This window comes from Pseudomonas sp. CFII68, from assembly GCF_000416195.1.
In the GTDB taxonomy this organism is placed as follows: Bacteria; Pseudomonadota; Gammaproteobacteria; order Pseudomonadales; family Pseudomonadaceae; genus Aquipseudomonas; species Aquipseudomonas kilonensis.
Window position 1 is genome coordinate 31,536 of the sequence record NZ_ATLN01000085.1, and the last position, 25,459, is coordinate 56,994.

General features: G+C 60.4%; 19 protein-coding genes. 16 read left to right on the plus strand and 3 right to left on the minus strand.

Annotated features, from left to right (window positions below; all coding sequences use genetic code 11):
* Nucleotides 1-29 precede the first annotated feature (29 nt).
* From CFII68_RS13565 to CFII68_RS13515, 11 genes are all read left to right on the plus strand, one after another.
* Nucleotides 30-2,828 carry an LPS-assembly protein LptD gene (locus CFII68_RS13565; protein ID WP_018607216.1) on the plus strand — a complete coding sequence of 933 codons (2,799 nt, stop codon included), beginning with the start codon at nucleotides 30-32 and terminating at the stop codon, nucleotides 2,826-2,828.
* Entirely contained in the window at nucleotides 2,809-4,125 is a 1,317-nt protein-coding gene (locus CFII68_RS13560) for a peptidylprolyl isomerase (protein WP_018607218.1), read from the plus strand. Before CFII68_RS13565 ends, CFII68_RS13560 begins: the two co-directional genes overlap by 20 nt.
* Complete coding sequence (gene pdxA, locus CFII68_RS13555) at nucleotides 4,122-5,111, plus strand: 4-hydroxythreonine-4-phosphate dehydrogenase PdxA (RefSeq protein WP_018607220.1); 990 nt, start codon at nucleotides 4,122-4,124, stop codon at nucleotides 5,109-5,111. Before CFII68_RS13560 ends, pdxA begins: the two co-directional genes overlap by 4 nt.
* Entirely contained in the window at nucleotides 5,108-5,926 is an 819-nt protein-coding gene (gene rsmA / locus CFII68_RS13550; protein ID WP_018607222.1) for a 16S rRNA (adenine(1518)-N(6)/adenine(1519)-N(6))-dimethyltransferase RsmA, read from the plus strand. Before pdxA ends, rsmA begins: the two co-directional genes overlap by 4 nt.
* 115 nt (nucleotides 5,927-6,041) lie before the next feature.
* Nucleotides 6,042-6,422 carry a Co2+/Mg2+ efflux protein ApaG gene (apaG, locus tag CFII68_RS13545; protein WP_003206172.1) on the plus strand — a complete coding sequence of 127 codons (381 nt, stop codon included), beginning with the start codon at nucleotides 6,042-6,044 and terminating at the stop codon, nucleotides 6,420-6,422.
* A complete protein-coding gene (locus CFII68_RS13540; RefSeq protein WP_018607225.1) occupies nucleotides 6,422-7,297 on the plus strand; it encodes a symmetrical bis(5'-nucleosyl)-tetraphosphatase in 876 nt (291 codons plus the stop codon). The genes apaG and CFII68_RS13540 overlap by 1 nt, the downstream gene beginning before the upstream one ends.
* A 33-nt stretch (nucleotides 7,298-7,330) precedes the next feature.
* On the plus strand, nucleotides 7,331-7,660 hold the full coding sequence (gene glpE, locus CFII68_RS13535; protein WP_018607227.1) for a thiosulfate sulfurtransferase GlpE: 330 nt from the start codon (nucleotides 7,331-7,333) through the stop codon (nucleotides 7,658-7,660).
* Nucleotides 7,661-7,959: 299 nt separating this feature from the next.
* Nucleotides 7,960-9,882, plus strand: a complete 1,923-nt coding sequence (locus tag CFII68_RS13530) for a PrkA family serine protein kinase (protein ID WP_018607229.1) — start codon at nucleotides 7,960-7,962, stop codon at nucleotides 9,880-9,882.
* Nucleotides 9,883-9,995: 113 nt separating this feature from the next.
* Complete coding sequence (locus CFII68_RS13525; protein ID WP_018607231.1) at nucleotides 9,996-11,267, plus strand: YeaH/YhbH family protein; 1,272 nt, start codon at nucleotides 9,996-9,998, stop codon at nucleotides 11,265-11,267.
* The gene (locus CFII68_RS13520) at nucleotides 11,264-12,829 is read left to right on the plus strand and encodes a SpoVR family protein (protein WP_018607233.1); all 1,566 of its coding nucleotides are present in this window, start codon (nucleotides 11,264-11,266) and stop codon (nucleotides 12,827-12,829) included. The genes CFII68_RS13525 and CFII68_RS13520 overlap by 4 nt, the downstream gene beginning before the upstream one ends.
* A 63-nt stretch (nucleotides 12,830-12,892) precedes the next feature.
* A complete protein-coding gene (locus CFII68_RS13515; protein WP_018607235.1) occupies nucleotides 12,893-14,119 on the plus strand; it encodes a multifunctional CCA addition/repair protein in 1,227 nt (408 codons plus the stop codon).
* Nucleotides 14,120-14,270: 151 nt separating this feature from the next.
* Here CFII68_RS13515 and folK read toward each other — a convergent pair whose 3' ends face one another.
* Nucleotides 14,271-14,789 (minus strand): 2-amino-4-hydroxy-6-hydroxymethyldihydropteridine diphosphokinase, encoded by a 519-nt coding sequence (folK, locus tag CFII68_RS13510; protein WP_018607237.1) that lies wholly within the window; start codon nucleotides 14,787-14,789, stop codon nucleotides 14,271-14,273.
* Complete coding sequence (gene folB, locus CFII68_RS13505; RefSeq protein ID WP_018607238.1) at nucleotides 14,780-15,133, minus strand: dihydroneopterin aldolase; 354 nt, start codon at nucleotides 15,131-15,133, stop codon at nucleotides 14,780-14,782. The genes folK and folB overlap by 10 nt, the downstream gene beginning before the upstream one ends.
* A 74-nt stretch (nucleotides 15,134-15,207) precedes the next feature.
* On the opposite strand from folB, the gene plsY reads away from it, so the two are divergent.
* Nucleotides 15,208-15,777: a glycerol-3-phosphate 1-O-acyltransferase PlsY gene (gene plsY, locus CFII68_RS13500; RefSeq protein WP_018607239.1), complete on the plus strand. Its 570-nt coding sequence runs from the start codon at nucleotides 15,208-15,210 to the stop codon at nucleotides 15,775-15,777.
* Between the two features lie 8 nt (nucleotides 15,778-15,785).
* Here the strand turns inward: plsY and tsaD are convergent, their stop codons facing one another.
* Nucleotides 15,786-16,811 carry a tRNA (adenosine(37)-N6)-threonylcarbamoyltransferase complex transferase subunit TsaD gene (gene tsaD, locus CFII68_RS13495; RefSeq protein WP_018607241.1) on the minus strand — a complete coding sequence of 342 codons (1,026 nt, stop codon included), beginning with the start codon at nucleotides 16,809-16,811 and terminating at the stop codon, nucleotides 15,786-15,788.
* A gap of 199 nt (nucleotides 16,812-17,010) precedes the next feature.
* On the opposite strand from tsaD, the gene rpsU reads away from it, so the two are divergent.
* The 4 genes from rpsU (at nucleotide 17,011) to CFII68_RS13475 (ending at nucleotide 25,449) form a co-directional block, all read left to right on the plus strand.
* A complete protein-coding gene (gene rpsU / locus CFII68_RS13490) occupies nucleotides 17,011-17,226 on the plus strand; it encodes a 30S ribosomal protein S21 (protein WP_002551877.1) in 216 nt (71 codons plus the stop codon).
* A 479-nt stretch (nucleotides 17,227-17,705) separates the two neighbouring features.
* Complete coding sequence (gene dnaG / locus CFII68_RS13485; protein WP_018607333.1) at nucleotides 17,706-19,664, plus strand: DNA primase; 1,959 nt, start codon at nucleotides 17,706-17,708, stop codon at nucleotides 19,662-19,664.
* A gap of 67 nt (nucleotides 19,665-19,731) precedes the next feature.
* On the plus strand, nucleotides 19,732-21,579 hold the full coding sequence (gene rpoD, locus CFII68_RS13480) for an RNA polymerase sigma factor RpoD (protein ID WP_018607334.1): 1,848 nt from the start codon (nucleotides 19,732-19,734) through the stop codon (nucleotides 21,577-21,579).
* A gap of 126 nt (nucleotides 21,580-21,705) precedes the next feature.
* Complete coding sequence (locus CFII68_RS13475; protein WP_018607335.1) at nucleotides 21,706-25,449, plus strand: bifunctional diguanylate cyclase/phosphodiesterase; 3,744 nt, start codon at nucleotides 21,706-21,708, stop codon at nucleotides 25,447-25,449.
* Nucleotides 25,450-25,459: the final 10 nt, after the last annotated feature.

The window sequence follows — 25,459 nt, forward strand, 5'->3', positions numbered from 1 at the left end:
ATGGCACGCAGGAAGCCCGGACTAATAAGATGGCATTGAAATCCCCCGCGTTTCGTAAAAAATTTCCGTTGCTGGTCACCGGCAGTCTGCTGGCCCTGCAACCCCTGGCCTCTTCATTCGTCGTCGCGGCGCAGCAGTATGACTGCTCCGTCTCCGCTTCGGGTGCCTGGGACTGTGCACCCAAGACACCGGCCGCCGCGTTGCCGCCGCGTCCCGTGCATGACGGCAGTGCGGTTTCCGACAGCGGCGCAGCTGCGGCCGACAGCAGCTCGGGCGAGGAAGCCGGCGAAAAGCCGATGCTCGTTACCGAAGCCAAGGGCCGTGGCCTGAAGTCACGCAGTGCAGACTACAGTCACCTGGATTGGGTTCCACGGGAGAACCTCACCCCGGCGCAATTGGCTGAAACCGGCCCTTACTGTGCAGGGGCCTATATCGAGCCGACGCGTCCTGGCATGAACGACAAGACGGCCAAGAGCGACGCCCCCACCTTCCTCGGCGCCAAGACGTCACGCTATCAGCAGGAAGAACAGGTGGCGACCCTGGCCGGTGACGTGGTCATGCGCCAGGGCAGCATGCAGGTCGAGGCCGACGAGGCCAGCCTGTACCAGGCCGAGAACCGCGGTGAGCTGAGCGGCAACGTGCGGGTGCGCGACAACGGTGCGCTGATCGTCGGCGACCACGCCGATGTACAGCTGGACACCGGCGAAGCCAAGGTCGACAACGCCGAATACGTGATGCACAAGTCGCGTATCCGGGGTAACGCGCTGTACGCCAAGCGCGCCGAGAACGCGATCATCCGCCTCAAGGACGGTACCTACACCACGTGCGAACCGGGCAGCAACGCCTGGACGCTCAAGGGCAACAACATCACCCTGAACCCGGCCACCGGCTTCGGTACCGCGACCAACGTGACGCTGCGGGTCAAGGACTTCCCGGTCCTGTACACGCCGTACATCTACTTCCCGATCGACGACCGTCGCCAGTCCGGCTTCCTGCCGCCGACCATCGGCAGCGGCAGCGACACCGGTTTCCTGCTGGTCACCCCGTACTACTTCAACCTGGCGCCGAACTACGATGCCACGTTGTACCCGCGCTACATGAGCAAGCGCGGCATGCTGATGGAAGGCGAGTTCCGCTACCTGACCAAGTCCAGCGAAGGTCAGTTCGGCGCGGCGTACCTCAACGATGAAGAAGACGAGCGCAACAAGCAGTCCGACTACAGCAAGACCCGCTACATGTACAACTGGCAGCACAAGGGCGGGCTCGATTCGCGCGTGCTGACGGAAGTCGACTACACCAAGATCAGCGATCCTTACTACTTCCAGGATTTGCAGACCGACCAGATCGGTGTCGAGTCCAAGGACTATGTGAACCAGCAAGGAGCCGTCAGCTATCGGGGCGACAACTATGTTGCCCGCGTGAATGCCCAGGCTTACCAGATGGCGACGATTTCGAAGATCACGCCTTATAACCGCCTGCCTCAGATCACGTTCAACGGTGAGCTGCCTCAGCATCCGTACGGCCTGGATTTCGCCTACAAGACCGAGCTGGTGCGATTTGATCGAAATCTGCGCGACGGTCTCTATAGTGATAAAGATGGCGTCACGACACCGTGGCTGGATACCCGGGTTTGGGGCCTTGCCCGGGCAAATGGCAATCGTCTGAACCTGGCGCCTGTCATCAGCCTGCCGATGAACGCAAGTTATGGCTATATCAAGCCATCGCTCAAGTACCAGTACACCCAATATGATCTGGATCTGGACGGCGAAGGCAAAGGCGATATCGCTGGGCAGACCGCAGAACTGGATCGCCTACGCGGCACGTACAGCAGCAGCCAGAGCCGTGGCGTTCCAATCGCCAGCATCGACAGCGGCTTGTATTTTGACCGTGATACTCAATGGTTCGGCACCAACTATCGCCAGACCCTGGAACCACGCCTGTTCTATCTTTATGTACCGGAGAAGGATCAGAGCGATATTCCGGTATTCGATACCAGCGAATCGACTTTCAGCTATTCCTCGCTGTTCCGTGATAACCGCTTCACCGGCTCCGACCGTGTCGGCGACGAGAACAAACTTTCCCTGGGCGTGACCAGCCGCTGGATCCAGGAAAACGGTTTCGAGCGCCAGCGCGTCAGCGTCGGCCAGGCCTTTTACTTCAAGGACCGCGAAGTTCAACTACCAGGCATCGACTTCAACACGCGTGAAGATGCCAAGTCAGACGTATCTCCATACGCACTGGAGTACGAATTCCGCTGGAACCGCGACTGGCGAACCACAGCTACCTACAACTGGGACCCTGACACCCACAGCCCTCGTTCGGGCAGCGCGATGTTCCACTATCAGCCTGAAGACAACCCGAACAAGGTTATCAATGCTGGCTATCGCTATCGCAACGATCAGGTCCGTTACGACGAAGCTACCGGTACATGGCAAGTGGGCGGCGGCGACTACGGTACGCCAGGTACACCTGGCTACGTGAAGGACTACTACAAGATCAAGCAGCACGACTTCTCGGTCATCTGGCCGATCGTGCCGCAGTGGAACGCGATCAGTCGCTGGCAGTATGACTACAACCGCAACCGTACCCTGGAAGCCTTCGGTGGTTTCGAATACGACAACTGCTGCTGGAAACTGCGCCTGATCAACCGTTACTGGGTCGACTATGAAGAGTTCAGTCAAGCCGCCCCGGAAAACGAAAAAGGCGACCACGGCATCTTCCTCCAAATTGTTCTGAAGGGACTCGGCGGCCTGACCGGCGCCAAGGTAGAGAGCTTCCTCGACAAAGGCATCCAAGGTTATCGTGAACGTGAAGACCAAGCTTTCTGATTGTCTGCGCCCGCTGATGCTGGGCGCGCTGTTCCTGGGTACCGCGGCCAACGCCGCGGTAGAGTCCATCGATAAAGTGGTGGCCATCGTCGACAACGACGTGGTCATGCAGAGCCAGCTGGACCAGCGCGTCCATGAAGTGCAGCAAACCATCGCCAAGCGCGGCGGTGGCCAGCCGCCTCCAGGCGTGCTGGACCAGCAAGTGCTCGAACGCCTGATCGTCGAAAACCTGCAACTGCAGATCGGCGAACGTTCCGGTATCCGCATCACCGATGAAGAACTGAACCAGGCCGTCGGCACCATTGCCCAGCGCAATAACATGAGCATCGACCAATTCCGCGCCGCCCTGGCTCGCGACGGCCTCTCCTACGAGGACGCCCGCGACCAGATCCGCCGCGAAATGGTCATCAGCCGTGTGCGTCAGCGCCGCGTAGCCGAACGCATCCAGGTGTCGGAGCAGGAAGTGAAGAACTTCCTCGCTTCCGACCTGGGCAAGATGCAGCTTTCCGAAGAGCTGCACTTGGCGAACATCCTGATTCCGACCCCGGAAAGCGCCAACTCCGAAGCGATCCAGAGCGCTTATCGCCAGGCAATGGATGTCTACCAGCAGCTCAAGCAAGGCGCTGATTTCGGCCAGATGGCCATTGCCAAGTCGGGCAGCGACAACGCCCTGGAAGGCGGTGACATGGGCTGGCGCAAGCCCGCTCAACTGCCGCCTCCGTTCGACCGCGAACTGAGCGCCATGGCCGTGGGCGACATCACCCAGCCAGCGCGTACGCCAGGCGGCTTCATCATCCTGAAAGTGCTGGAGAAGCGCGGTGGTGGAACCCAGGTCCGTGACGAAGTGCATGTTCGCCACATCCTGATCAAGCCAAGCGAGATTCGCAGCGAAGCCGAGACCAAGCGCCTGGCTGAGAAACTCTACGACCGCATCGAAGCGGGCGAAGACTTCGCTGAACTGGCGAAGAGTTTCTCGGAAGACCCGGGGTCGGCCCTCAACGGCGGCGACCTGAACTGGGTTGACCCCAATGCACTGGTTCCAGAATTCCGCCAAGTCATGGCCGATACGCCGCAAGGCCAGTTGTCCAAGCCGTTCAAGAGCCCTTATGGCTGGCACGTGCTGGAAGTCCTTGGCCGCCGCGCCACCGACAGCACCACCCAGGCTCGTGAACAGCAGGCGATGACCGTATTGCGCAACCGCAAATACGACGAAGAACTGCAAACCTGGCTGCGTCAGATTCGCGACGAAGCCTACGTTGAAATCAAACTTCCTGGTGCAGACCAGGCAGCGCAGTGAAACCCAAGCGTTTCGCGCTGACACCCGGCGAACCAGCCGGCATCGGTCCCGACCTGTGCCTGCTGCTCGCCTCGCAAGCCCAGCCACATCCCCTGATTGCCATCACCAGTCGCGACCTGCTCCTTGAGCGGGCCGCGCAGCTGGGGGTGGTCGTCGACCTGTTACCCGTGACACCGCAGGCCTGGCCGGACGTCCCGGCGCCCGCCAACAGTCTGTATGTCTGGGATACCCCCCTGGGTGCTCCAGTCGTCACCGGGCAGCTGGACAAGGCCAACGCCGCGTTCGTCCTGCAAACCCTGACCCGCGCAGGCGAAGGCTGCCTGGACGGATCGTTCGCAGGTATGATCACCGCACCGGTGCACAAGGGTGTGATCAACGAGTCCGGGATTGCCTTTTCCGGGCACACCGAATTCCTGGCGGACCTGACCCACACCGCGCAAGTGGTGATGATGCTCGCCACCCGTGGCCTGCGAGTGGCCCTGGTGACCACTCACCTGCCCTTGCGCGACATCGCCGACGCCATCACCCCGGAACGCCTGGAACGGGTCACGCGCATCCTGCACGCCGACCTCCAGGAAAAATTCGGCATCGCCCGGCCACGCATCCTGGTCTGTGGGCTCAATCCCCATGCCGGTGAAGGCGGACACCTGGGCCGTGAAGAAATCGACATCATCGAACCTACCTTGGAGCGCTTGCGCAGCGAGGGCATGGACCTGCGTGGCCCGCTGCCTGCCGACACTCTGTTTACCCCAAAATATCTGGAGCACTGCGACGCGGTGCTGGCGATGTACCACGACCAGGGCCTGCCCGTGCTGAAGTACAAAGGCTTCGGCGCGGCAGTCAACGTGACGCTGGGCCTGCCGATCATCCGCACCTCCGTGGACCATGGCACTGCCCTGGACCTGGCCGGCAGCGGCAAGATCGATACCGGCAGCCTGCACGTCGCGCTGGAAACCGCCTACCAGATGGCCGAGACTCATTTATGACCGAGCAATACCAACACCGCGCGCGCAAGCGCTTCGGCCAGAACTTCCTGCATGACGCCGGCGTGATCGATCGCATCCTGCGCTCTATCCGGGCCAAGCCCGACGACCGCCTGCTGGAAATCGGCCCGGGCCAGGGCGCCCTGACCGAGGGCCTGCTCGACAGCGGCGCGCAACTGGATGTGGTGGAACTGGACAAGGACCTGGTCCCGATCCTCAACCAGCAATTCGCCGGCAGGAGCAATTTCAGCCTGCACCAGGGCGACGCGCTGAAGTTCGACTTCAATAGCCTGAACGCCGCGCCGAACAGCCTGCGGGTGGTGGGAAACCTGCCGTACAACATCTCCACGCCGCTGATCTTCCACCTGCTGAGCAATGCCGGCCTGATCCGCGACATGCACTTCATGCTGCAAAAAGAAGTGGTCGAGCGCCTCGCCGCCGGCCCTGGCGGTGGTGACTGGGGTCGCCTGTCGATCATGGTCCAGTACCATTGCCGGGTCGAACACCTGTTCAACGTCGGCCCAGGCGCATTCAACCCGCCGCCGAAAGTCGACTCGGCCATCGTCCGACTGGTGCCCCATGCCGTCCTGCCGCACCCGGCCAAGGATCACCGCCTGCTGGAGCGGGTGGTGCGCGAAGCGTTCAACCAGCGCCGCAAGACCTTGCGCAACACCTTGAAACTTCTGCTCAGCAGCACTGAAATCGAAGCCGCTGGCGTCGATGGCAGCCTGCGCCCCGAGCAGCTGGACCTTGCCGCTTTCGTGCGCCTGGCCGACAAGCTCAGCGAACAGGTCGCCCCGCAAGTCGACGCCAACTGAACGGGTGACGATGGCTATCGGGCAGTACACCAATCTGGTCTACTACCCGATATCTGGCCTAGACTGATCTCCTGAGTCGCGCCCGCGTCCCGCTTCGCTTTTAAGGCCTTTTTGCATGTCCGATCCTCGTTACCAGGTCGACGTCAGCGTCACCACCCGTTTTCTGGCAGAACAGTCGCAACCCGAGCATGACCGCTTCGCCTTCGCCTACAGCATTACCGTGCGCAACAACGGCTCCTTGCCGGCCAGGCTGCTGTCGCGGCACTGGATCATCACCGACGGCGATGGCCATGTCGAAGAAGTGCGTGGCGAAGGTGTGGTCGGCCAGCAGCCGTTGATCGACGCCGGCAAAAGCCACAGCTACAGCAGCGGCACGGTGATGACGACCAAGGTCGGCACCATGCAGGGCACCTACCAGATGCTGGCCGAGGACGGCAAACGCTTCGACGCCGTCATCAAGCCCTTTCGCCTGGCCGTGCCCGGAGCTCTTCACTAATGGCCACGTATGCGGTCGGCGACCTGCAAGGCTGCCTCGACCCGCTCAAATGCCTGCTGGAGCGCGTCGCCTTCGACCCGCAAAAAGATACGCTGTGGCTGGTGGGCGATCTGGTCAACCGTGGCCCTCAGTCCCTTGAGACGCTGCGCTTTCTCTACGGCATCCGCCAGTCGCTGGTGTGCGTGCTCGGCAACCACGACCTGCATCTGCTGGCCGCCTGGCAGAACATCGAACGCCTGAAAAAATCCGATACCCTGAACGAAATACTCGCGGCCCCCGATTGCGTTGAGCTGCTGGAGTGGTTGCGCCAGCAAAAGCTCATGCACTACGACGAGGCGCGCAACCTGGCGCTGGTCCATGCCGGCATCCCGCCCCAATGGTCCCTGCGCAAGGCGCTCAAGTGCGCTGGCGAAGTCGAACACGCATTGCGCGACGACAATCTGTTCGCCCCTTACCTGGACGGCATGTACGGTAACGAGCCGATCAAGTGGGACAACGACCTCACCGGCAGCGCCCGTCTTCGCATCATCACCAATTATTTCACGCGCATGCGCTTCTGCACCCGCGACGGCAAGCTCGACCTCAAGGGCAAGGAAGGCATCGAGACCGCACCGCCCGGCTATGCCCCCTGGTTCAAGCACGGTGAGCGCAAGACCCGTAACCTGAAGATCATTTTCGGGCACTGGGCGGCACTGGGAGGTCAATGCGACGAGCCCGGCGTCTTCGCCCTCGATACCGGCTGCGTGTGGGGCAGCGCCATGACGCTGATGAACGTCGACACGAGCGAGCAACTGCATTGCGATTGCGACGAACAGGGCCACGCCAGAACCCATCACCTGACCACTGCACCATTGCCGGCCGGCACTGCCGTCTGACCGGCGTTGCGCCTCAGCGCTAAAGGAGCCCTCATGACTGAATTCAAACGCATCCCCCCGGAACAAGCCCAGGCCCTGCGCGAGCAAGGCGCGGTCGTCGTCGACGTTCGCGACCCAGCCACCTTTTCGGTTTCGCACATCAGCGGTTCCAGGCACCTGGATAACCATTCCATCGCCGACTTCATCCGGGCCGCCGACCTCGATGCACCTACCGTCGTGGTCTGCTATCACGGTAACTCCAGCCAGAGCGCAGCCGCCTATCTGGTCAGCCAGGGCTTCAGCGACGTCTACAGCCTGGACGGTGGTTTCGAGTTGTGGCGTGCGACTTATCCTTCAGAAACAGCGCAAGACAATCACGAATAATTTTTTAAGCCGTCCAAGCCCGCGTGAACCGTGGGCTTGAGCGATGGCAGACGAACGGTCTGCCATAACTAATTACGTATTCCACCTTTACCTCCGCGATTCCGAACTATCCTTAGCCTCAGGCCATCCAAAACAGGGGAGAGCCGGTACACCGGCGCGCGGGTCATCGGGAGTCAGCTTTCAAGAGCCTGCATGCTTGGAAGCATTCTGGGGGGTAAACGGCAACTGGGTTCCCAGCGGCTGTCCAGCATCGACTGATTGATCCGACACCGGCTCCACGTATCGAGCGAGGTGACGTCATGAGCATTTTTAGCCACTTCCAGCAACGTTTCGAGTCCACGCGGCAGGAGGAATACTCGCTGCAGGAATACCTCGAACTCTGCAAGCAGGACCGCAGCGCCTACGTATCGGCTGCGGAGCGTCTGTTGCTGGCAATCGGAGAACCGGAGCTGCTGGATACCTCGGCCAACTCGAGGCTTTCGCGGATTTTCTCCAACAAAGTGATTCGCCGCTATCCGGCCTTTGAGGACTTCCACGGGATGGAAGAATGCATCGACCAGATCGTGTCCTATTTCCGCCACGCCGCCCAAGGCCTGGAAGAGAAGAAGCAAATCCTCTATCTGCTCGGCCCCGTGGGTGGTGGTAAATCGTCCCTGGCCGAAAAACTCAAGCAACTGATCGAAAAAGTGCCCTTCTACGCCATCAAGGGCTCGCCGGTGTTCGAATCGCCCCTGGGGCTGTTCAACGCCACCGAGGACGGCGCGATCCTCGAGGAAGACTTCGGCATTCCACGCCGCTACCTCAGTACCATCATGTCGCCCTGGGCGACCAAGCGCCTGGCCGAATTTGGCGGTGACATCAGCCAGTTCCGGGTGGTCAAGCTCTACCCGTCGATCCTCAACCAGATCGCGGTGGCCAAGACCGAGCCGGGTGACGAAAACAACCAGGATATTTCGGCCCTGGTGGGCAAGGTCGATATCCGCAAACTGGAAGAATTCCCGCAGAACGACGCCGACGCCTACAGCTATTCGGGTGCGCTGTGCCGGGCCAACCAGGGCCTGATGGAATTCGTCGAAATGTTCAAGGCGCCCATCAAGGTGCTGCACCCGCTGCTGACCGCCACCCAGGAAGGTAACTACAACAGCACCGAGGGCCTGGGGGCCATTCCGTTCACCGGCATCCTGCTGGCTCACTCCAACGAGTCGGAATGGCATACCTTCCGCAACAACAAGAACAACGAAGCCTTCATCGACCGGATCTATATCGTCAAGGTGCCGTACTGCCTGCGCGTGACCGATGAGGTGAAGATCTACGACAAGCTGCTGTTCAACAGCTCGCTGTCCAAGGCTCATTGCGCCCCCGACACCCTGAAGATGCTGGCCCAGTTCACGGTGCTGTCGCGTCTCAAGGAGCCGGAAAACTCCAACATCTATTCGAAGATGCGTGTGTACGACGGTGAAAACCTCAAGGACACCGATCCGAAGGCCAAGTCGATCCAGGAATACCGCGACAACGCGGGGGTTGATGAAGGGATGAACGGGCTATCCACACGTTTCGCGTTCAAGATCCTGTCCAAGGTCTTCAACTTCGACCCCCACGAGATCGCGGCCAACCCGGTTCACCTGCTGTATGTGCTGGAACAGCAGATCGAGCAGGAACAATTCCAGGCCGAAACCCGCGAGCGCTACCTGCGTTTCCTCAAGGAATACCTGGCCCCGCGCTACATCGAGTTCATCGGCAAGGAAATCCAGACGGCGTACCTGGAGTCCTACAGCGAGTACGGCCAGAACATCTTCGACCGCTACGTGCTGTACGCAGACTTCTGGATCCAGGACCAGGAATACCGCGACCCGGAAACCGGCGAGATACTCAATCGCGTGGCCCTCAACGAGGAACTGGAAAAAATCGAGAAACCGGCGGGCATCAGCAATCCGAAGGACTTCCGCAACGAGATCGTCAACTTCGTACTGCGCGCCCGGGCCAACAACAACGGCAAGAACCCAACCTGGCTCAGCTATGAAAAGCTGCGGGTGGTCATCGAGAAGAAAATGTTCTCCAACACCGAAGACCTGCTGCCAGTCATCAGCTTCAACGCCAAGGCCAGCAAGGAGGACCAGCAAAAACACAACGACTTCGTCACACGCATGGTCGAACGTGGCTACACCGACAAACAGGTACGACTGCTCTCCGAGTGGTATCTGCGGGTCCGGAAATCGCAGTAAGCAGCGGCAAGCTTCTAGCTACAGCCTGCAAGGGAACGGCGTTGAGCCCATGGCTCGACGCCACGCCCCTTGCAGCTTGAGGCTTACGACTTGAAGCTCCCCCGGAGGGGCCTATGAGCTATGTGATCGACCGACGCCTTAATGGCAAGAACAAGAGCACGGTGAACCGCCAGCGGTTTCTGCGGCGTTACCGTGACCACATCAAGAAGGCCGTCGAAGAGGCGGTCAGCCGGCGCTCCATTACCGACATGGAACACGGCGAACAGATCAGCATCCCCGGCCGCGACATCGACGAGCCGGTGCTCCACCATGGTCGCGGCGGCAAACAGACCGTCGTGCACCCTGGCAACAAGGAGTTCACCAGTGGCGAGCACATCCCCCGTCCCCAGGGCGGAGGCGCCGGCAAGGGCCCCGGCAAGGCCGGCAACTCCGGCGAAGGCATGGATGAGTTCGTGTTCCAGATCACCCAGGAGGAATTCCTGGAGTTCATGTTCGAGGACCTGGAGCTGCCGAACCTGGTCAAGCGTAACCTGACCGGCACCGACACCTTCAAGACCGTGCGTGCTGGTATCAGCAATGAAGGCAATCCGTCACGCATCAACATCATCCGCACCCTTCGTTCAGCCCACGCCCGGCGCATCGCGTTGTCGGGCAGCAGCCGGGCAAAACTGCGCGAGGTCAAGGAAGAACTGGCCCGCCTGAAACGCGAAGAACCCGACAATTTCGGCGACATTCAGGACCTTGAAGCGGAAATCGAGAAACTCAGCGCCCGCATCCACCGCGTACCGTTCCTCGACACGTTCGACCTCAAGTACAACCTGCTGGTGAAACAGCCAAACCCCAGCTCCAAGGCGGTGATGTTCTGCCTGATGGACGTGTCCGGCTCCATGACCCAGGCCACCAAGGACATCGCCAAGCGCTTCTTCATCCTGTTGTACCTGTTCCTGAAACGGAACTACGACAAGATCGATGTCGTGTTCATCCGCCACCACACCAGCGCCAGGGAAGTGGACGAAGAGGAATTCTTCTATTCCAGGGAGACAGGCGGCACCATTGTCTCCAGCGCCCTGAAGCTGATGCAAGAGATCATGGCCGAACGCTACCCAGCCAACGAATGGAACATCTATGCGGCCCAGGCGTCGGACGGCGACAACTGGAACGACGATTCACCGATCTGCCGCGACATCCTGATCAACCAGATCATGCCGTTCGTCCAGTACTACACTTATGTGGAGATTACTCCACGCGAACACCAGGCCTTGTGGTACGAATACGAACGAATTGCCGAAGCTTTTTCCGACACATTTGCCCAACAGCAACTGGTCTCGGCCGGGGATATCTACCCGGTCTTCCGTGAACTCTTCCAGCGCAGGTTAGTGACATGACCGCCAAAAAAGAGCAGAAGCGCCAGCCCATTTCCACCGGCTCCGAATGGACGTTCGAGCTGATCAAGGCCTACGACCGCGAAATCAGCCGTATCGCGGACCGTTATGCCCTCGACACCTACCCGAACCAGATTGAGGTGATCACCGCCGAGCAGATGATGGACGCCTACGCGTCAGTCGGCATGCCGCTGGGCTATCACCACTGGTCCTACGGCAAGCACTTCCTCAGTACCGAAAAATCCTACAGCCGCGGCCAGATGGGACTGGCCTATGAGATCGTCATCAACTCCGACCCCTGCATCGCCTACCTGATGGAAGAAAACACCATCTGCATGCAGGCACTGGTGGTGGCGCACGCCTGCTATGGGCACAACAGTTTCTTCAAGGGCAACTACCTGTTCCGCACCTGGACCGACGCCAGCTCGATCATCGATTACCTGGTGTTCGCCAAGCAGTACATCATGCAATGCGAGGAACGCCACGGCATCGACGCGGTGGAAGACCTGCTGGACTCCTGCCACGCCCTGATGAACTACGGCGTGGACCGCTACAAGCGGCCTTACCCGATTTCCGCCGAAGAGGAACGCCGGCGCCAGAAGGATCGCGAAGAGCACCTGCAAAAACAGATCAACGATCTGTGGCGCACCATTCCCAAGGGTGCAGACAAGTACAACGAAAAAGACAATGCCCGTTTCCCTGCCGAGCCCCAGGAGAACATTCTCTATTTCATTGAAAAACATGCGCCGTTGCTGGAGCCCTGGCAGCGGGAAATCGTGCGCATCGTGCGCAAGATCGCCCAGTATTTCTATCCACAGCGCCAAACCCAAGTGATGAACGAAGGCTGGGCCACGTTCTGGCACTACACGCTGATGAACGACCTGTACGACGAAGGCCTGGTCACCGACGGCTTCATGATGGAGTTCCTGACGTCCCACACCAGCGTGGTGTTCCAGCCCGGCTTCGACAGCCCGTACTACAGCGGTATCAACCCCTACGCACTGGGTTTCGCCATGTACCGCGACATCCGGCGCATGTGCGAAAACCCTACCGAGGAAGATCGTCACTGGTTCCCGGAAATCGCCGGTTCGGACTGGTTGTCCGCCATTAAATTCGCCATGAGCAGCTTCAAGGACGAAAGCTTCATCCTGCAGTACCTTTCGCCCAAGGTGATCCGCGATCTGAAACTGTTCAGCATCCTCGATGACGATCAGAAAGATGACCTGCTGGTACCTGCCATTCACGACGAGGGCGGCTACCGCATCATTCGCGAAACCCTCGCGGCGCAGTACAACCTGGGCAATCGGGAGCCCAATGTGCAGATCTACAGCATTGACCGCCGCGGGGATCGTTCGCTGACGCTGCGGCACCAGGCGCACAACCGCAAACCACTGGGCGATTCCACCGACGAAGTGCTCAAGCACCTGCATCGCCTCTGGGGTTTCGACATCCACCTGGAAACCCTGCAAGGCGACCAAGTGATGAAAACCCATCACGTGCCCCCCAGAAGCGAACAAGCCGAAGGCGACTATGGCCGCCTGGACCTGGCCGTCATTCATCTTTGATCCCGTTTTCGCCTCCGGACGTCTGACGCAAAGGTTATCCTGTCGGACCAACGGAGGTTTTTTATGCAGATCTATAAAGTTGGCGGCGCCGTTCGCGATCGCCTGCTGGGCATTCCCGTCACCGACGTCGATCGGGTCGTGGTGGGGGCCACCACCGAGGAAATGCTCGCCAAGGGTTTTCGCCCCGTGGGGGCCGATTTTCCGGTATTCCTCGAGCCGAAGACTGGCGAGGAATACGCCCTCGCCCGCACAGAGCGCAAAAGTGGTCGCGGCTATGGCGGCTTCGTGTTCCATGCCAGCCCTGAAGTGACCTTGGAGGAGGACCTGGTTCGCCGGGACTTGACCATCAACGCCATGGCAGAAGACGACCATGGCAACCTGACCGATCCGTATCACGGCCAGCGCGATCTGGAAGCCCGGATACTGCGTCACGTTTCCCCTGCTTTCGCCGAAGATCCACTCCGAGTCCTGCGGGTTGCCCGCTTCGCCGCGCGTTATGCTCCGCTGGGTTTCAAGGTGGCAGACGAAACCCTTGAACTGATGCGCCAACTCAGCGATTCCGGCGAGCTGGAAGCACTGACGGCCGAGCGCAGTTGGAAAGAAATTTCCCGTGCGCTCATGGAAAAACAGCCACAGGTATTTATCCAGGTCTTGCGCGACTGCACGGCCCTCAAGGTCCTGATGCCTGAGGTCGATGCGCTGTTTGGCGTACCCCAGCCTGAAGCCCATCACCCGGAAATCGACACCGGCGTCCATACCCTGAGCGTGCTGGAACAAGCCGCCCTGCATCGACAGCCGCTGACGGTCCGCTGGGCCTGCCTGCTCCATGACCTGGGCAAAGGCCTGACGCCCCAACACGAATGGCCGCGACACATCGCCCATGAGCACACGGGGTTGAAGCTGATCAAAGCGGTCAACGAGCGCTTCAAGGCGCCCCGCGACTGTCAGGAGCTGGCGTTGTTGGTCGGCCAATACCACACCCATGGCCATCGCGCGCTTGAACTGAAGGCGTCTACTTTGCTTGAGCTGCTGCAGAGTTTCGATGTGTACCGTCGACCTCAGCGCTTCGAGGAGTTCATCGCAGCCTGTGAGATGGATGCGCGAGGGCGCAAAGGGCTTGAAGAACGGAGTTATCCACAGGCTGATTATCTGCGAGGCGCAGCGGCAGCGGCCCGCGCGGTGGCGGTGCAGCCTTTGCTGGAGAAGGGTTTCAAGGGGCCGGAGCTGGGAGAGGCGATCAAGCGTGAGCGTCTCAGGGTGTTGAAGGCCTACAAGGAAGCGGCAAGCTGACGGAATCTTGGATCAGCTTGCATTTGTGTTGGATGTTCCGTCGTCATCGCGAGCAGGCTCGCTCCCACAGTGGATTTCGGTTGAACACAAGCTATGTGCACGCTGAAATCCTAATGTGGGAGCGAGCTTGCTCGCGATAGCGGCAGGCGCCTCAGCGCAGATTCGATGGCGTAAGCTGCCGGCCTCGCCATTCAAAAGCCACCGGCGCCAGCACTTGGTCGATCTGCGCTTCTTCCCACAACGTGGCAAAGCTTTTGCCCACACCCGGATGAATTCGATCCGGCGCGATCAACGACAAAGGCCACAGGACGAAGGCGTTCTTGAGGATTTCCGCGCGCGGCAGGATCAACCCATCGAAGTTGCCGACCTGTTCGCCATACAACAACACGTCGATATCCAGCGGCAGCCCCTTGCGGTCCGGCGCATAGCGACCGTTGTCCGCCTCAATGAACTTGAGGCGACGATCCAGTTCCATCAGCGGCAGATCCGTGAAGGCCGAGACGACAAAATTGAAGAATGGCCCGCTCTTGATACCCACCGGCTGGCTCTCGAACACCGCCGAACAGCGCATGTCCACCAGGAAACCGGCCAAGGCCTCCAGACCGGCGCACAGATGGGTTTCGCGCTCGATATTGCTGCCGAGCCCGAGAAAAACCTGAGTCAGCGACATCCGCGCTCGATCTCCACACCCACGCCGCTGGCCGCCGGTACAGCGCCAGGCTTGGTCACTTTCAGACGCAGCCAGGTGATCTTGAACTCATCCATGAGCGCCTGGGCCAGCCGCTCGGCAAAGGTCTCGACCAATTGGAACTGCGCCTGCTCGGCAAACGCCTGGATGCGCGACGATACGCTGGCGTAGTCGAGCGCCAGGGTCAGGTCGTCGCCCGCGGCGGCCGGGCGGTTGTCCCAGGCAAAGCTCAGGTCAAGCCGCAGGCACTGTCGGATGCCTCGCTCCCAGTCGTAGGCACCGATTACCGTGTCGACTTCCAGGCCTTCGATAAACACTCTGTCCAAGCACTCTTCTCCGCAGCACGACAAGGGCGCAATGCGCCGTTAGAATCAGGGCGTCCTCGCCCGGAATAGTTAGCATGTTTTGGTTACTGGCGATTCTCGCCTACCTGCTCGGCTCGCTGTCCTTCGCCATTTTGCTCAGCCGCCTGACCGGTCACCCGGATCCGCGAATGAGTGGCTCAGGCAATGCCGGCGCCACCAACATGCTGCGCCTGGCCGGACGCAAACTCGCCATCCTGACCCTGCTGGGCGACCTCTGCAAAGGCCTTGTCCCGGTATTGATCGCCAGCCTTGCAGGGCTCTCGTTGCAGCAACAGGCCTGGATCGGCGTCTGCGCCGTTATCGGCCATCTATTCCCGCTGTACTTTCGCTTTCGTGGCGGCAAGGGTGTCGCCACCGCCGCCGGCATGCTGCTGGGCCTGTACCCGCCCGCCGCCCTGCTGGCTGTCTGTGCCTGGCTGCTGACGTTCTACCTGACCCGCACCAGCTCCCTGGCCGCGCTGATCGCCACACCGCTGACCCTGCCGTTGCTGGCCTGGCAGGAACCGGCGGCCTTGCTGCCAATGACCGCACTGGTTGCACTGATCGTCTGGCGTCACCGGGGCAATCTACGCGACCTGTTCGCCGGGCGCGAACGGCATTTTTAAATGACGCTTCACAGCGGCGCCAACTGCTCCATCGGCCAGCGCGCCTGCACGCTGATCGCCAGGCTTTCGTGCTGGCCGGCCTGCAAACGCTGGCAGCCGGCAAAGGCAATCATCGCGCCGTTATCTGTGCAGAACTCCGGCCGGGCGTAGTAAACGTCGCCCTTCATGTCGCCGAGCATTTTCTCCAGCGATGTCCGCAAGGCCTTGTTCGCACTCACACCGCCAGCGATCACCAGGCGCTTGAGCCCGGCCTGCTTGAGGGCACGCTTGCACTTGATGGTCAAAGTCTCCACCACGGCCTGCTGGAACGCCAGCGAGATGTCGCAACGGGCTTGTTCACTGTCGTCCCCGGCGCTGACACACTGCTGCCAGGTGTTCAGGGCAAAGGTCTTCAGCCCGCTGAAACTGAAATCCAGGCCGGGACGGTCACACATCGGCCGCGGGAACACGAAACGCCCACCGACCCCTTGCGTCGCAAGCCGGGAGATTTCCGGCCCACCGGGATAATTGAGGCCCATCATTTTTGCAGTTTTGTCGAACGCTTCGCCGGCAGCATCGTCGAGGGTTTCGCCGAGCAGCTCGTATTGGCCGATCCCATCGACCCGAATGAGCTGCGTATGGCCGCCCGATACCAACAAAGCGACGAACGGAAATTGTGGCGGTTGCGACTCCAGCATCGGCGCCAGCAGGTGGCCTTCCATGTGATGCACGCCCAGGGCCGGAATCCCCCAGGCAAAGGCCAGCGCCTGGGCACAGGACGCGCCCACCAGCAACGCGCCCACCAGGCCCGGGCCGGCGGTGTAGGCGATGCCGTCGATCTCGGTCGGCACGCAGCCAGCCTCGGCCAGGACCTGGCGAATCAAGGGCAGCATGCGCTTGACGTGATCGCGGGAGGCAAGCTCGGGCACCACCCCGCCATAGGCGCGGTGCAGGTCGATCTGGCTGAACAGCGCATCGGCCAGCAGGCCACGTTCACTGTCGTAAAGTGCGACACCAGTTTCGTCGCAGGAGGTTTCTAATCCCAGTACTAGCATGGGTTTGCGCCTTGTAGAGGCTGAATTCGAAGGCGCGCATAATAGTCGCCGCGTTGTGCCCCGACCAGCGGTTTTCGATCAGAGGCTTTGCATTCCGAGCGTTGAGGGGTTAACATCCGCAACCCTTAAAAACCGACGTCTTCAAGTGCTCTTTTGCCGCGAGGATGTTGACCCCGGTAATGAATGAAGGTAGCTCTGGATGCCAGCCGTCAAAGTAAAAGAGAACGAACCCTTCGACGTAGCTCTGCGTCGTTTCAAGCGCTCCTGCGAAAAAGCCGGTGTTCTGGCTGAAGTTCGTAGCCGCGAATTCTACGAGAAGCCGACTTCTGAGCGTAAGCGCAAGGCAGCAGCCGCTGTTAAGCGTCACGCCAAGAAAGTTCAGCGCGAACAGCGCCGCGCCGTACGTCTGTACTAATACACAGACGTCCGTAGCAAGCTTCTGCCAAGCCCGGCCCTCAAGCCGGGCTTATGGCATTTGCGGAATAACGCTTGATGCTTCACTGTCAAAGCCGCAGACGCGACCAAGACAACCTGCTTCACCGCGTCAGACCTGGCTCTTTTGCCAGCGGTGCACGTCTTTCCTGACGAGCCTTCCAAGGCTACCGACGAGCACACCCTGATTCCTCTAACGACGATCAGCCCAAGGCACCTGCCTGCGTGTCCGCTTCATGAGCTATCCGAGGCCTGAACGGCCGTTACCGGACTCAGCGCAACACATTCAAACAGTCGAATACTGATAGTTATTAACGTCAGTGGATTATCGGCAGATACACTTCCCGACAGCGATGATGCAGACGACCCGGTCGAGCCACCGATTTAGCGTGCCTCAAACCCAGACCCGGTTACGCCTGCCGATTTCGGGTCCATATTTCGCGCAGTGATGATGAGAACGCCATGGCCGGGCTGATTCCCCAGAGCTTTATTGACGACCTCCTGAACCGCACCGACATCGTCGACGTGGTCAGCTCTCGCCTGCAAATGAAGAAAGCGGGCAAGAACTACACGGCCTGCTGCCCGTTCCATAAAGAGAAAACGCCTTCTTTCAGCGTCAGCCCCGACAAGCAGTTCTACTATTGCTTCGGCTGCGGCGCTGGCGGCAACGCCCTCGGCTTCATCATGGACCACGACAACCTGGACTTTCCCCAGGCCGTCGAAGAACTGGCCAAAGCCGCCGGCATGGAAATACCCCGCGAGGAAAGCGGTCGACCGCACAAACCACGCCAACCGACCGACTCTCCACTTTACCCACTGCTGACGGCGGCGGCGGATTTTTATCGCCAGGCCCTCAAAAGCCATCCGGCACGCAAGGCCGCGGTGGATTATCTCAAGGGCCGCGGCCTGACCGGCGAAATCGCCCGGGACTTCGGCCTCGGCTTCGCCCCGCCCGGCTGGGACAACCTGTACAAGCACCTAAGCAGCGATACGCTGCAACAGCGCGCCATGATCGACGCTGGCCTGCTGATTGAAAATGCCGAAACCGGCAAGCGCTACGACCGCTTCCGCGACCGGGTCATGTTTCCGATCCGCGACACACGCGGGCGGATCATCGCCTTTGGTGGCCGGGTGCTGGGCGACGACAAGCCGAAATACCTGAACTCCCCGGAAACCCCGGTGTTCCATAAGGGCCAGGAACTCTACGGCCTGTACGAAGCACGCAAGAACAACCGCAACCTCGACGAAATCATCGTCGTCGAAGGCTACATGGACGTGATTGCCCTGGCCCAGCAAGGCCTGCGCAATGCCGTCGCGACCCTGGGCACAGCCACCAGCGAAGAACACATGAAGCGCCTGTTTCGCGTGGTGCCCAACGTGCTGTTCTGCTTCGACGGCGACCAGGCCGGCCGTAACGCCGCCTGGCGCGCACTGGAGGCCACCTTGCCATGCCTGCAGGACGGGCGCCGGGCGCGTTTTCTGTTCCTGCCCGAGGGCGAGGACCCGGACACCCTGGTGCGCTCCGAGGGTACCGACGCGTTCCGTGCGCGGATCAACCAGCACGCACAACCGTTGGCCGATTATTTTTTCCAGCAGTTGACCGAAGAAGCCGACCCACGCTCCCTCGAAGGCAAGGCCCACATGGCCACCCTCGCGGCACCGCTGATCGACAAGGTGCCCGGCGCCAACCTGCGCACACTCATGCGCCAGCGCCTGACCGAGATCACCGGCCTGAACAGCGAAGCGGTCAATCAACTGGTGCACAGCGCCCCCCAGGAGGCGCCACCCGCTTATGACCCGGGCATCGATTACGACGCGATGCCGGATTTCGCCGACTATCATCAACCCCAGCAGGATTACGCCCCCCAGCAGGAATGGACACCGAAAAAACCCGGCAGTGGCGGCAAGAAATGGGACAAGAAACCCTGGGACAAGAACGGCAAGCGCGGCGATCGCGACCAACCACGTGCCCCGCGCGTGCCGGCCGCCGTCGAACCACCAACACTGGCCGCCTTGCGCACCTTGCTGCATCACCCGCAACTGGCGGAAAAAGTAGAGGACGCCGGGCACTTCGCCGCCGAGGATCACAGCAATACGCAATTGCTGGTTGCACTCCTTGAAGCCGTGCAGAAGAACCCCAAGTTAAACTCTTTCCAGTTGATCGCACGGTGGCACGGGACCGAGCAGGGGCGCCTCTTGAAGGCCCTGGCCGAGAAGGAATGGCTGATTGAAGGAGACAACCTTGAACAACAGTTTTTCGACACCATTACTAGCTTGTCCGCCCGCCAACGCGAGCGAAACCTGGAACAACTTCTGCGAAAAGCTCGCCAGAGCGAGTTGACCAGCGAAGAGAAAAACCAATTGCGCGACTTACTCAGCCGCAATGTTTGCGCATCAAACCCGACCTCAACTGGCGCGTGAGGTCACAGCTCAGGTATAATCCTCGGCTTGTTTTTTGCCCGCCAAGACCTTCAGTGGATAGGGTGTTATGTCCGGAAAAGCGCAACAGCAGTCTCGTATCAAAGAGTTGATCCTATTGGGTCGTGAGCAGGGCTACCTGACTTACGCGGAGGTCAACGACCACCTGCCGGAGGATATTTCAGATCCGGAACAGGTGGAAGACATCATCCGCATGATCAACGACATGGGGATCAACGTATTCGAGGTTGCTCCAGATAAGGATGCCCTTATGCTGGCCGACGCCGATACCGACGAGGCGGCCGCTGAAGAAGCGGCCGCAGCGTTGGCAGCGGTCGAGACCGACATTGGTCGCACCACCGACCCCGTGCGCATGTACATGCGTGAAATGGGTACGGTAGAGCTCCTCACGCGTGAAGGCGAAATCGAAATCGCCAAGCGTATTGAAGAAGGCATCCGTGAAGTGATGGGCGCAATCGCGCACTTCCCTGGCACGGTTGACCATATTCTCTCCGAGTACACCCGCGTCACCACCGAAGGTGGGCGCCTGTCCGACGTCTTGAGCGGCTATATCGATCCGGACGACGGCATCGCGCCGCCTGCCGCCGAAGTGCCGCCGCCGATCGACGCGAAAGCCGTCAAGGCCGACGACGACACCGATGACGACGACGCCGAAGCGAGCGACGACGAGGAAGAAGCCGAAAGCGGTCCGGATCCAGTCATCGCAGCACAGCGTTTCGGCGCTGTGGCTGACCAGATGGAAATCACCCGCAAGGCGCTGAAAAAGCACGGCCGCAACAACAAGCAGGCGATTGCCGAGCTGTTGGCACTGGCCGAGCTGTTCATGCCGATCAAGCTGGTACCGAAGCAATTCGAAGGCCTGGTCGAGCGTGTTCGCAGTGCTCTGGATCGCTTGCGCCAGCAAGAGCGCGCGATCATGCAGCTTTGCGTGCGTGATGCCCGCATGCCGCGTGCCGATTTCCTGCGCCAGTTCCCTGGCCACGAAGTTGACGAAAGCTGGACCGATGCACTGGCCAAGGGCAAGAGCAAATACGCTGAAGCCATTGGTCGCCTGCAACCGGACATCATTCGTTGCCAGCAGAAGCTGACCGCGCTGGAAACCGAAACCGGTTTGACGATCGCCGAAATCAAGGACATCAACCGTCGCATGTCGATCGGCGAGGCCAAGGCCCGCCGCGCGAAGAAAGAGATGGTCGAAGCGAACTTGCGTCTGGTGATCTCCATCGCCAAGAAGTACACCAACCGCGGCCTGCAATTCCTCGACCTGATCCAGGAAGGCAACATCGGCCTGATGAAGGCGGTGGACAAGTTCGAATACCGTCGCGGCTACAAGTTCTCGACTTATGCCACCTGGTGGATCCGTCAGGCGATCACTCGCTCGATCGCCGACCAGGCCCGCACCATCCGTATCCCGGTGCACATGATCGAGACGATCAACAAGCTCAACCGTATTTCCCGGCAGATGCTGCAGGAAATGGGTCGCGAACCGACGCCGGAAGAGCTGGGCGAACGCATGGAAATGCCTGAGGACAAGATCCGCAAGGTATTGAAGATCGCCAAAGAGCCGATCTCCATGGAAACCCCGATCGGTGATGACGAAGACTCCCATCTGGGTGACTTCATCGAAGACTCCACCATGCAGTCTCCGATTGATGTCGCCACTGTCGAGAGTCTCAAGGAAGCGACTCGCGAAGTACTCTCCGGCCTCACTGCCCGTGAAGCCAAGGTACTGCGCATGCGCTTCGGCATCGACATGAATACCGACCACACCCTTGAGGAAGTCGGTAAGCAGTTCGATGTGACCCGTGAGCGGATTCGTCAGATCGAAGCCAAGGCATTGCGCAAACTGCGCCACCCGACGCGAAGCGAGCATCTACGCTCCTTCCTCGACGAGTGACCCTTCAAAACCCCCGGCCCTGCCGGGGGTTTTGTTATGCACAGATAAAATCCCCCTCGTTACACCCCACCACCCTGTTGCCCGTCTACACTCGAATCATCCTCCCCAAGCCATGACGAGACAGTGATGCCCAGACTGACGGCCGCGCTTTTGCTGTCATTGATGACCTGGACCGCAACAGCTGGCGCGTTGACGCTCACCGACGAGGAGCTCCGCTGGCTCAAGAACCACCCCGACCTGCGCCTGGGTGTCGATGCCTCATGGCCGCCGTTTGAGTTTCGCGATGACCAGGGCCGCTATCAGGGCCTGGCCGCCGACTACGTCGACGTCATTCGTGAACGGCTGGCCATCAAGCTCACCCCCATCGAGCCGGTCAGTTGGACCGCCGTGCTCGAGCAGGTCGCACAGGGCAAAATCGACCTTTTGCCGGGCATCATGTCCACACCGGAGCGTCAGAATTACCTGGCGTTTACCCGGCCTTACCTGGATTTCCCCATTGTCATCCTGGCCCATCGCGGTGGCGCCCAGCCGCACAACCTCAAGGAACTGTACGGGCTGAAAATCGCCGTGGTGGAGAACTATGCCCCCCATGAATTGCTGCGCAACCACCATCCCGACCTGAACCTCGTGGCGCTGCCCAACGTCAGTTCAGCCCTGCAAGCACTGGCAACCGATGAAGTGGACGCGGTGGTGGGCGATCTGGCTTCCAGCGTCTGGAGCCTGCGCCAACTCAAGCTCGAAGGCCTTTATGTCAGCGGGGAAACGCCTTATCGCTATCAGTTGGCAATGGCCGTCCCTCGAGACAACAAGATATTGGTGGGCATCCTGGACAAAGTCCTGGCAGACATGAGCCCGGCCGAGGTCGCCGAGATCCAGCAGAAGTGGGTCGGCAATGTGCACGACTATCGCCAGCTCTGGTCAGACTTACTGTTTTACGGCCTGCCTGCGCTGCTGCTGATGGTCGGCATACTGGCGGTGGTGATTCGTATCAACCGCCGACTCAGCTCGGAAATCTCCCGACGGGTCGAGCTTGAGCAGGAGCTGCGCAGCAGTGAATACCATTACCGTGGGCTAGTGGAGAGCCTGTCGGCCATTGCCTGGGAGGCAAGGGTCAGCGATTTCACCTACAGCTACGTGTCGCCCCACGCCGAAGACCTGTTGGGCTATCCCCTCTCCCATTGGCTGGTCCCAGGTTTCTGGCGCAACATCATTCATCCGGCCGACCTGATCCGCGCCCAGACCTACTGCGATCATGAAGTGCTGGCAGGTCGCGACTACTGCGTCGATTATCGCGTGATCACCGCCGATGGCCGCTGCCTGTGGGTGCGCGATATTGTCAGCCTGATCGAGCACGGGCACGAACCAGTGATGCGCGGGCTGATGATCGATATCAGTGAAGCCAAGCGCACCGAGGAAGCGCTGCGCCTTTCGGAGCAGAAATTTGCCTCGGTATTCCGCCAGTGCCCGGACATCCTGGTGATTGCACGGTTATTGGACGGTTGCCTGCTGGAAGTTAACAAGGCCTTCGAAGAACAGATCGGTTTGAGTGCCGCCGAGGTGGTGGGACACAGCGCAACCGAACTGGATATCTGGGGCATCCAGGGCGTGGGGCCGGGCCTGTTGCAGCGCTTGCAGGCCGGCAGCATTCGCAACCTGGAAATGCCCTTCCGCCGTAGCAATGGCCAGGTGTTCACCGGGCTGATCTCCGCCGAGCCCTTCGACCTCGACACGACGCCAGCCCTGGTCGTGGTGGTACGGGACATCAGTCAACTCAAGGAAACCCAGCAGCAATTGCAGACATCCGAAGAGAAGTTTGCCAAGGCGTTCCACGCCTCGCCCGATGGCCTGCTGCTGTCCCGGCAAAGCGACGGCCTGCTGATCGAAGTCAACGAAGGCTTCAGCCGCATTACCGGCTTCAACAGCGCCCTGTCGGTGGACCGCTCCACCTTGGACCTGGGCATCTGGGTCAACCTCAACGAGCGAAAGCAGATGCTCGACCTGCTGAAGCGGGACGGCTTCGTCAGGGATTTCAGCTGCCATATCCGTCGCAACGACGGGCAGATCCGGCTGTGCGAAGTCTCCAGCCGCCCGCTGCCCATCGGCAACGAAGACTGCATGCTGACCATCGCCCGGGACATCACCGAACGCCACCTCATGCAGGAGAAACTGCAACAGGCCGCCACCGTGTTCGAAAGCACTGCCGAAGGCGTGCTGATCACCGATACGCAACAGCACATCAGCGCAGTGAACCGAGCCTTCACCGAAATCACCGGCTACAGCGAAACCGAAGCCTTGGGCCATACACCTCGGTTGTTGGCTTCAGGCCTGCATGACAGTGCGTTTTACGCCGCGATGTGGCACCAGTTGACGGCGGAGGGCCACTGGCAGGGAGAGATCTCCAATCGGCGCAAGAACGGCGAGCTCTACCCTAGCTGGCTGACCATCAGCGCGGTGCGCAATCGGGATCGACAGATCACCCATTTCGTCGCGGTCTTCGCCGATATCTCCAGCCTCAAACACGCTCAGGCCCGCCTCGATTACCAGGCCCACCACGACCCGCTGACGGGCCTGCCGAATCGCACACTGTTCGAAAGCCGCTTGCTGGCAGCCCTCAATGGCCAGCAGGAAAACGGTGGCCAGGGTGCCGTGCTGTTCCTGGACCTGGACCGCTTCAAGCACATCAATGACAGCCTCGGGCACCCGGTCGGCGATCTGTTGCTCAAGGGCATTGCCGTACGCTTGCGCGAACAGTTGCGCGACATCGACACCGTGGCACGCCTGGGCGGCGACGAGTTCATTATCCTGCTGCCGGGCCTGCAACAGCCCAGCGATGCCGAGCACATCGCCCAGAAACTGCTGAACTGCTTTGCCGCGCCATTCCAGGCCGGCGAGCACGAGTTCTTCATCAGTGCCAGCATCGGTACCAGCCTCTACCCACAGGATGGCTGCGACGTCGCCACGCTGGTCAAGAACGCTGACGCGGCGATGTACCGCTCCAAGGCCAAGGGCCGCAACCGGGTGGAGAAATACACCTGTGACCTCACCGCCCAGGCCAGCGAGCGCGTGGCCTTGGAACACGAGCTGCGACGAGCGATCGAGCGCAACGAACTGTCACTGTCCTTCCAACCGAAAATCAGCCTCGCCGACAACCGCCTGGTGGGCGCCGAGGCGCTGATTCGCTGGTATCACCCGACATTTGGCGACGTCCCGCCCGAACACTTCATCCCGTTGGCGGAAGAAAACGGCATGATCCTGCAAATAGGCGACTGGGTACTGGAACGCGCCTGCCGGCAACTGTGCGAATGGAACAGCACCTATGAAAGCCTCGGCCCCCTCTCGGTCAACCTGGCCGGCGCCCAACTGCGCCAACCCAACCTGCTGGGGCGTATCGAGCAACTGCTGCGCGAACACCAGCTCCAGCCCGACTTATTGCAACTGGAAATTACCGAAAATTTCATCATGAGCCAGGCCGAAGAGGCCCTGACGGTGCTGCACCAGTTGAAAAACCTCGGCGTGCAACTGGCCATCGACGACTTCGGCACGGGCTATTCCTCCCTGAGTTACCTCAAGCGCCTGCCGCTGGATATCCTCAAGATCGACCAATCCTTCGTCCGCGGCCTGCCCGACGACCCCCACGACGCGGCCATCGTGAGGGCAATCATCGCGCTGGGCCGCAGCATGCAATTCACCATCATCGCCGAGGGCGTCGAAACCCTGGCCCAGCAGCAATTCCTGACCGAAGAAGGTTGCGAACAGATCCAGGGCTACATCGTCAGCCTGCCCCTGGGCGCCGACGAATTTGCCGCAACGTTTCTTCGTGTGACCGTATCGGATTTTTCGGATAGCACAGCCGAGAAACCGTCGCTATAATCCGCGGCCT

What these genes read in the sequence shown, in the direction of transcription:
- CFII68_RS13565 (WP_018607216.1), top strand. Translation starts at nt 30, where the DNA reads ATGGCATTGAAATCCCCCGCGTTTCGTAAAAAATTTCCGTTGCTGGTC.
- CFII68_RS13520 (WP_018607233.1), top strand. Translation starts at nt 11,264, where the DNA reads ATGACCGCCAAAAAAGAGCAGAAGCGCCAGCCCATTTCCACCGGCTCC.
- CFII68_RS13515 (WP_018607235.1), top strand. Translation starts at nt 12,893, where the DNA reads ATGCAGATCTATAAAGTTGGCGGCGCCGTTCGCGATCGCCTGCTGGGC.
- CFII68_RS13530 (WP_018607229.1), top strand. Translation starts at nt 7,960, where the DNA reads ATGAGCATTTTTAGCCACTTCCAGCAACGTTTCGAGTCCACGCGGCAG.
- CFII68_RS13475 (WP_018607335.1), top strand. Translation starts at nt 21,706, where the DNA reads ATGCCCAGACTGACGGCCGCGCTTTTGCTGTCATTGATGACCTGGACC.
- folK (WP_018607237.1), bottom strand. Translation starts at nt 14,789, where the DNA reads ATGTCGCTGACTCAGGTTTTTCTCGGGCTCGGCAGCAATATCGAGCGC.
- dnaG (WP_018607333.1), top strand. Translation starts at nt 17,706, where the DNA reads ATGGCCGGGCTGATTCCCCAGAGCTTTATTGACGACCTCCTGAACCGC.
- tsaD (WP_018607241.1), bottom strand. Translation starts at nt 16,811, where the DNA reads ATGCTAGTACTGGGATTAGAAACCTCCTGCGACGAAACTGGTGTCGCA.
- rsmA (WP_018607222.1), top strand. Translation starts at nt 5,108, where the DNA reads ATGACCGAGCAATACCAACACCGCGCGCGCAAGCGCTTCGGCCAGAAC.
- rpoD (WP_018607334.1), top strand. Translation starts at nt 19,732, where the DNA reads ATGTCCGGAAAAGCGCAACAGCAGTCTCGTATCAAAGAGTTGATCCTA.
- glpE (WP_018607227.1), top strand. Translation starts at nt 7,331, where the DNA reads ATGACTGAATTCAAACGCATCCCCCCGGAACAAGCCCAGGCCCTGCGC.
- CFII68_RS13540 (WP_018607225.1), top strand. Translation starts at nt 6,422, where the DNA reads ATGGCCACGTATGCGGTCGGCGACCTGCAAGGCTGCCTCGACCCGCTC.
- apaG (WP_003206172.1), top strand. Translation starts at nt 6,042, where the DNA reads ATGTCCGATCCTCGTTACCAGGTCGACGTCAGCGTCACCACCCGTTTT.
- CFII68_RS13525 (WP_018607231.1), top strand. Translation starts at nt 9,996, where the DNA reads ATGAGCTATGTGATCGACCGACGCCTTAATGGCAAGAACAAGAGCACG.
- plsY (WP_018607239.1), top strand. Translation starts at nt 15,208, where the DNA reads ATGTTTTGGTTACTGGCGATTCTCGCCTACCTGCTCGGCTCGCTGTCC.
- rpsU (WP_002551877.1), top strand. Translation starts at nt 17,011, where the DNA reads ATGCCAGCCGTCAAAGTAAAAGAGAACGAACCCTTCGACGTAGCTCTG.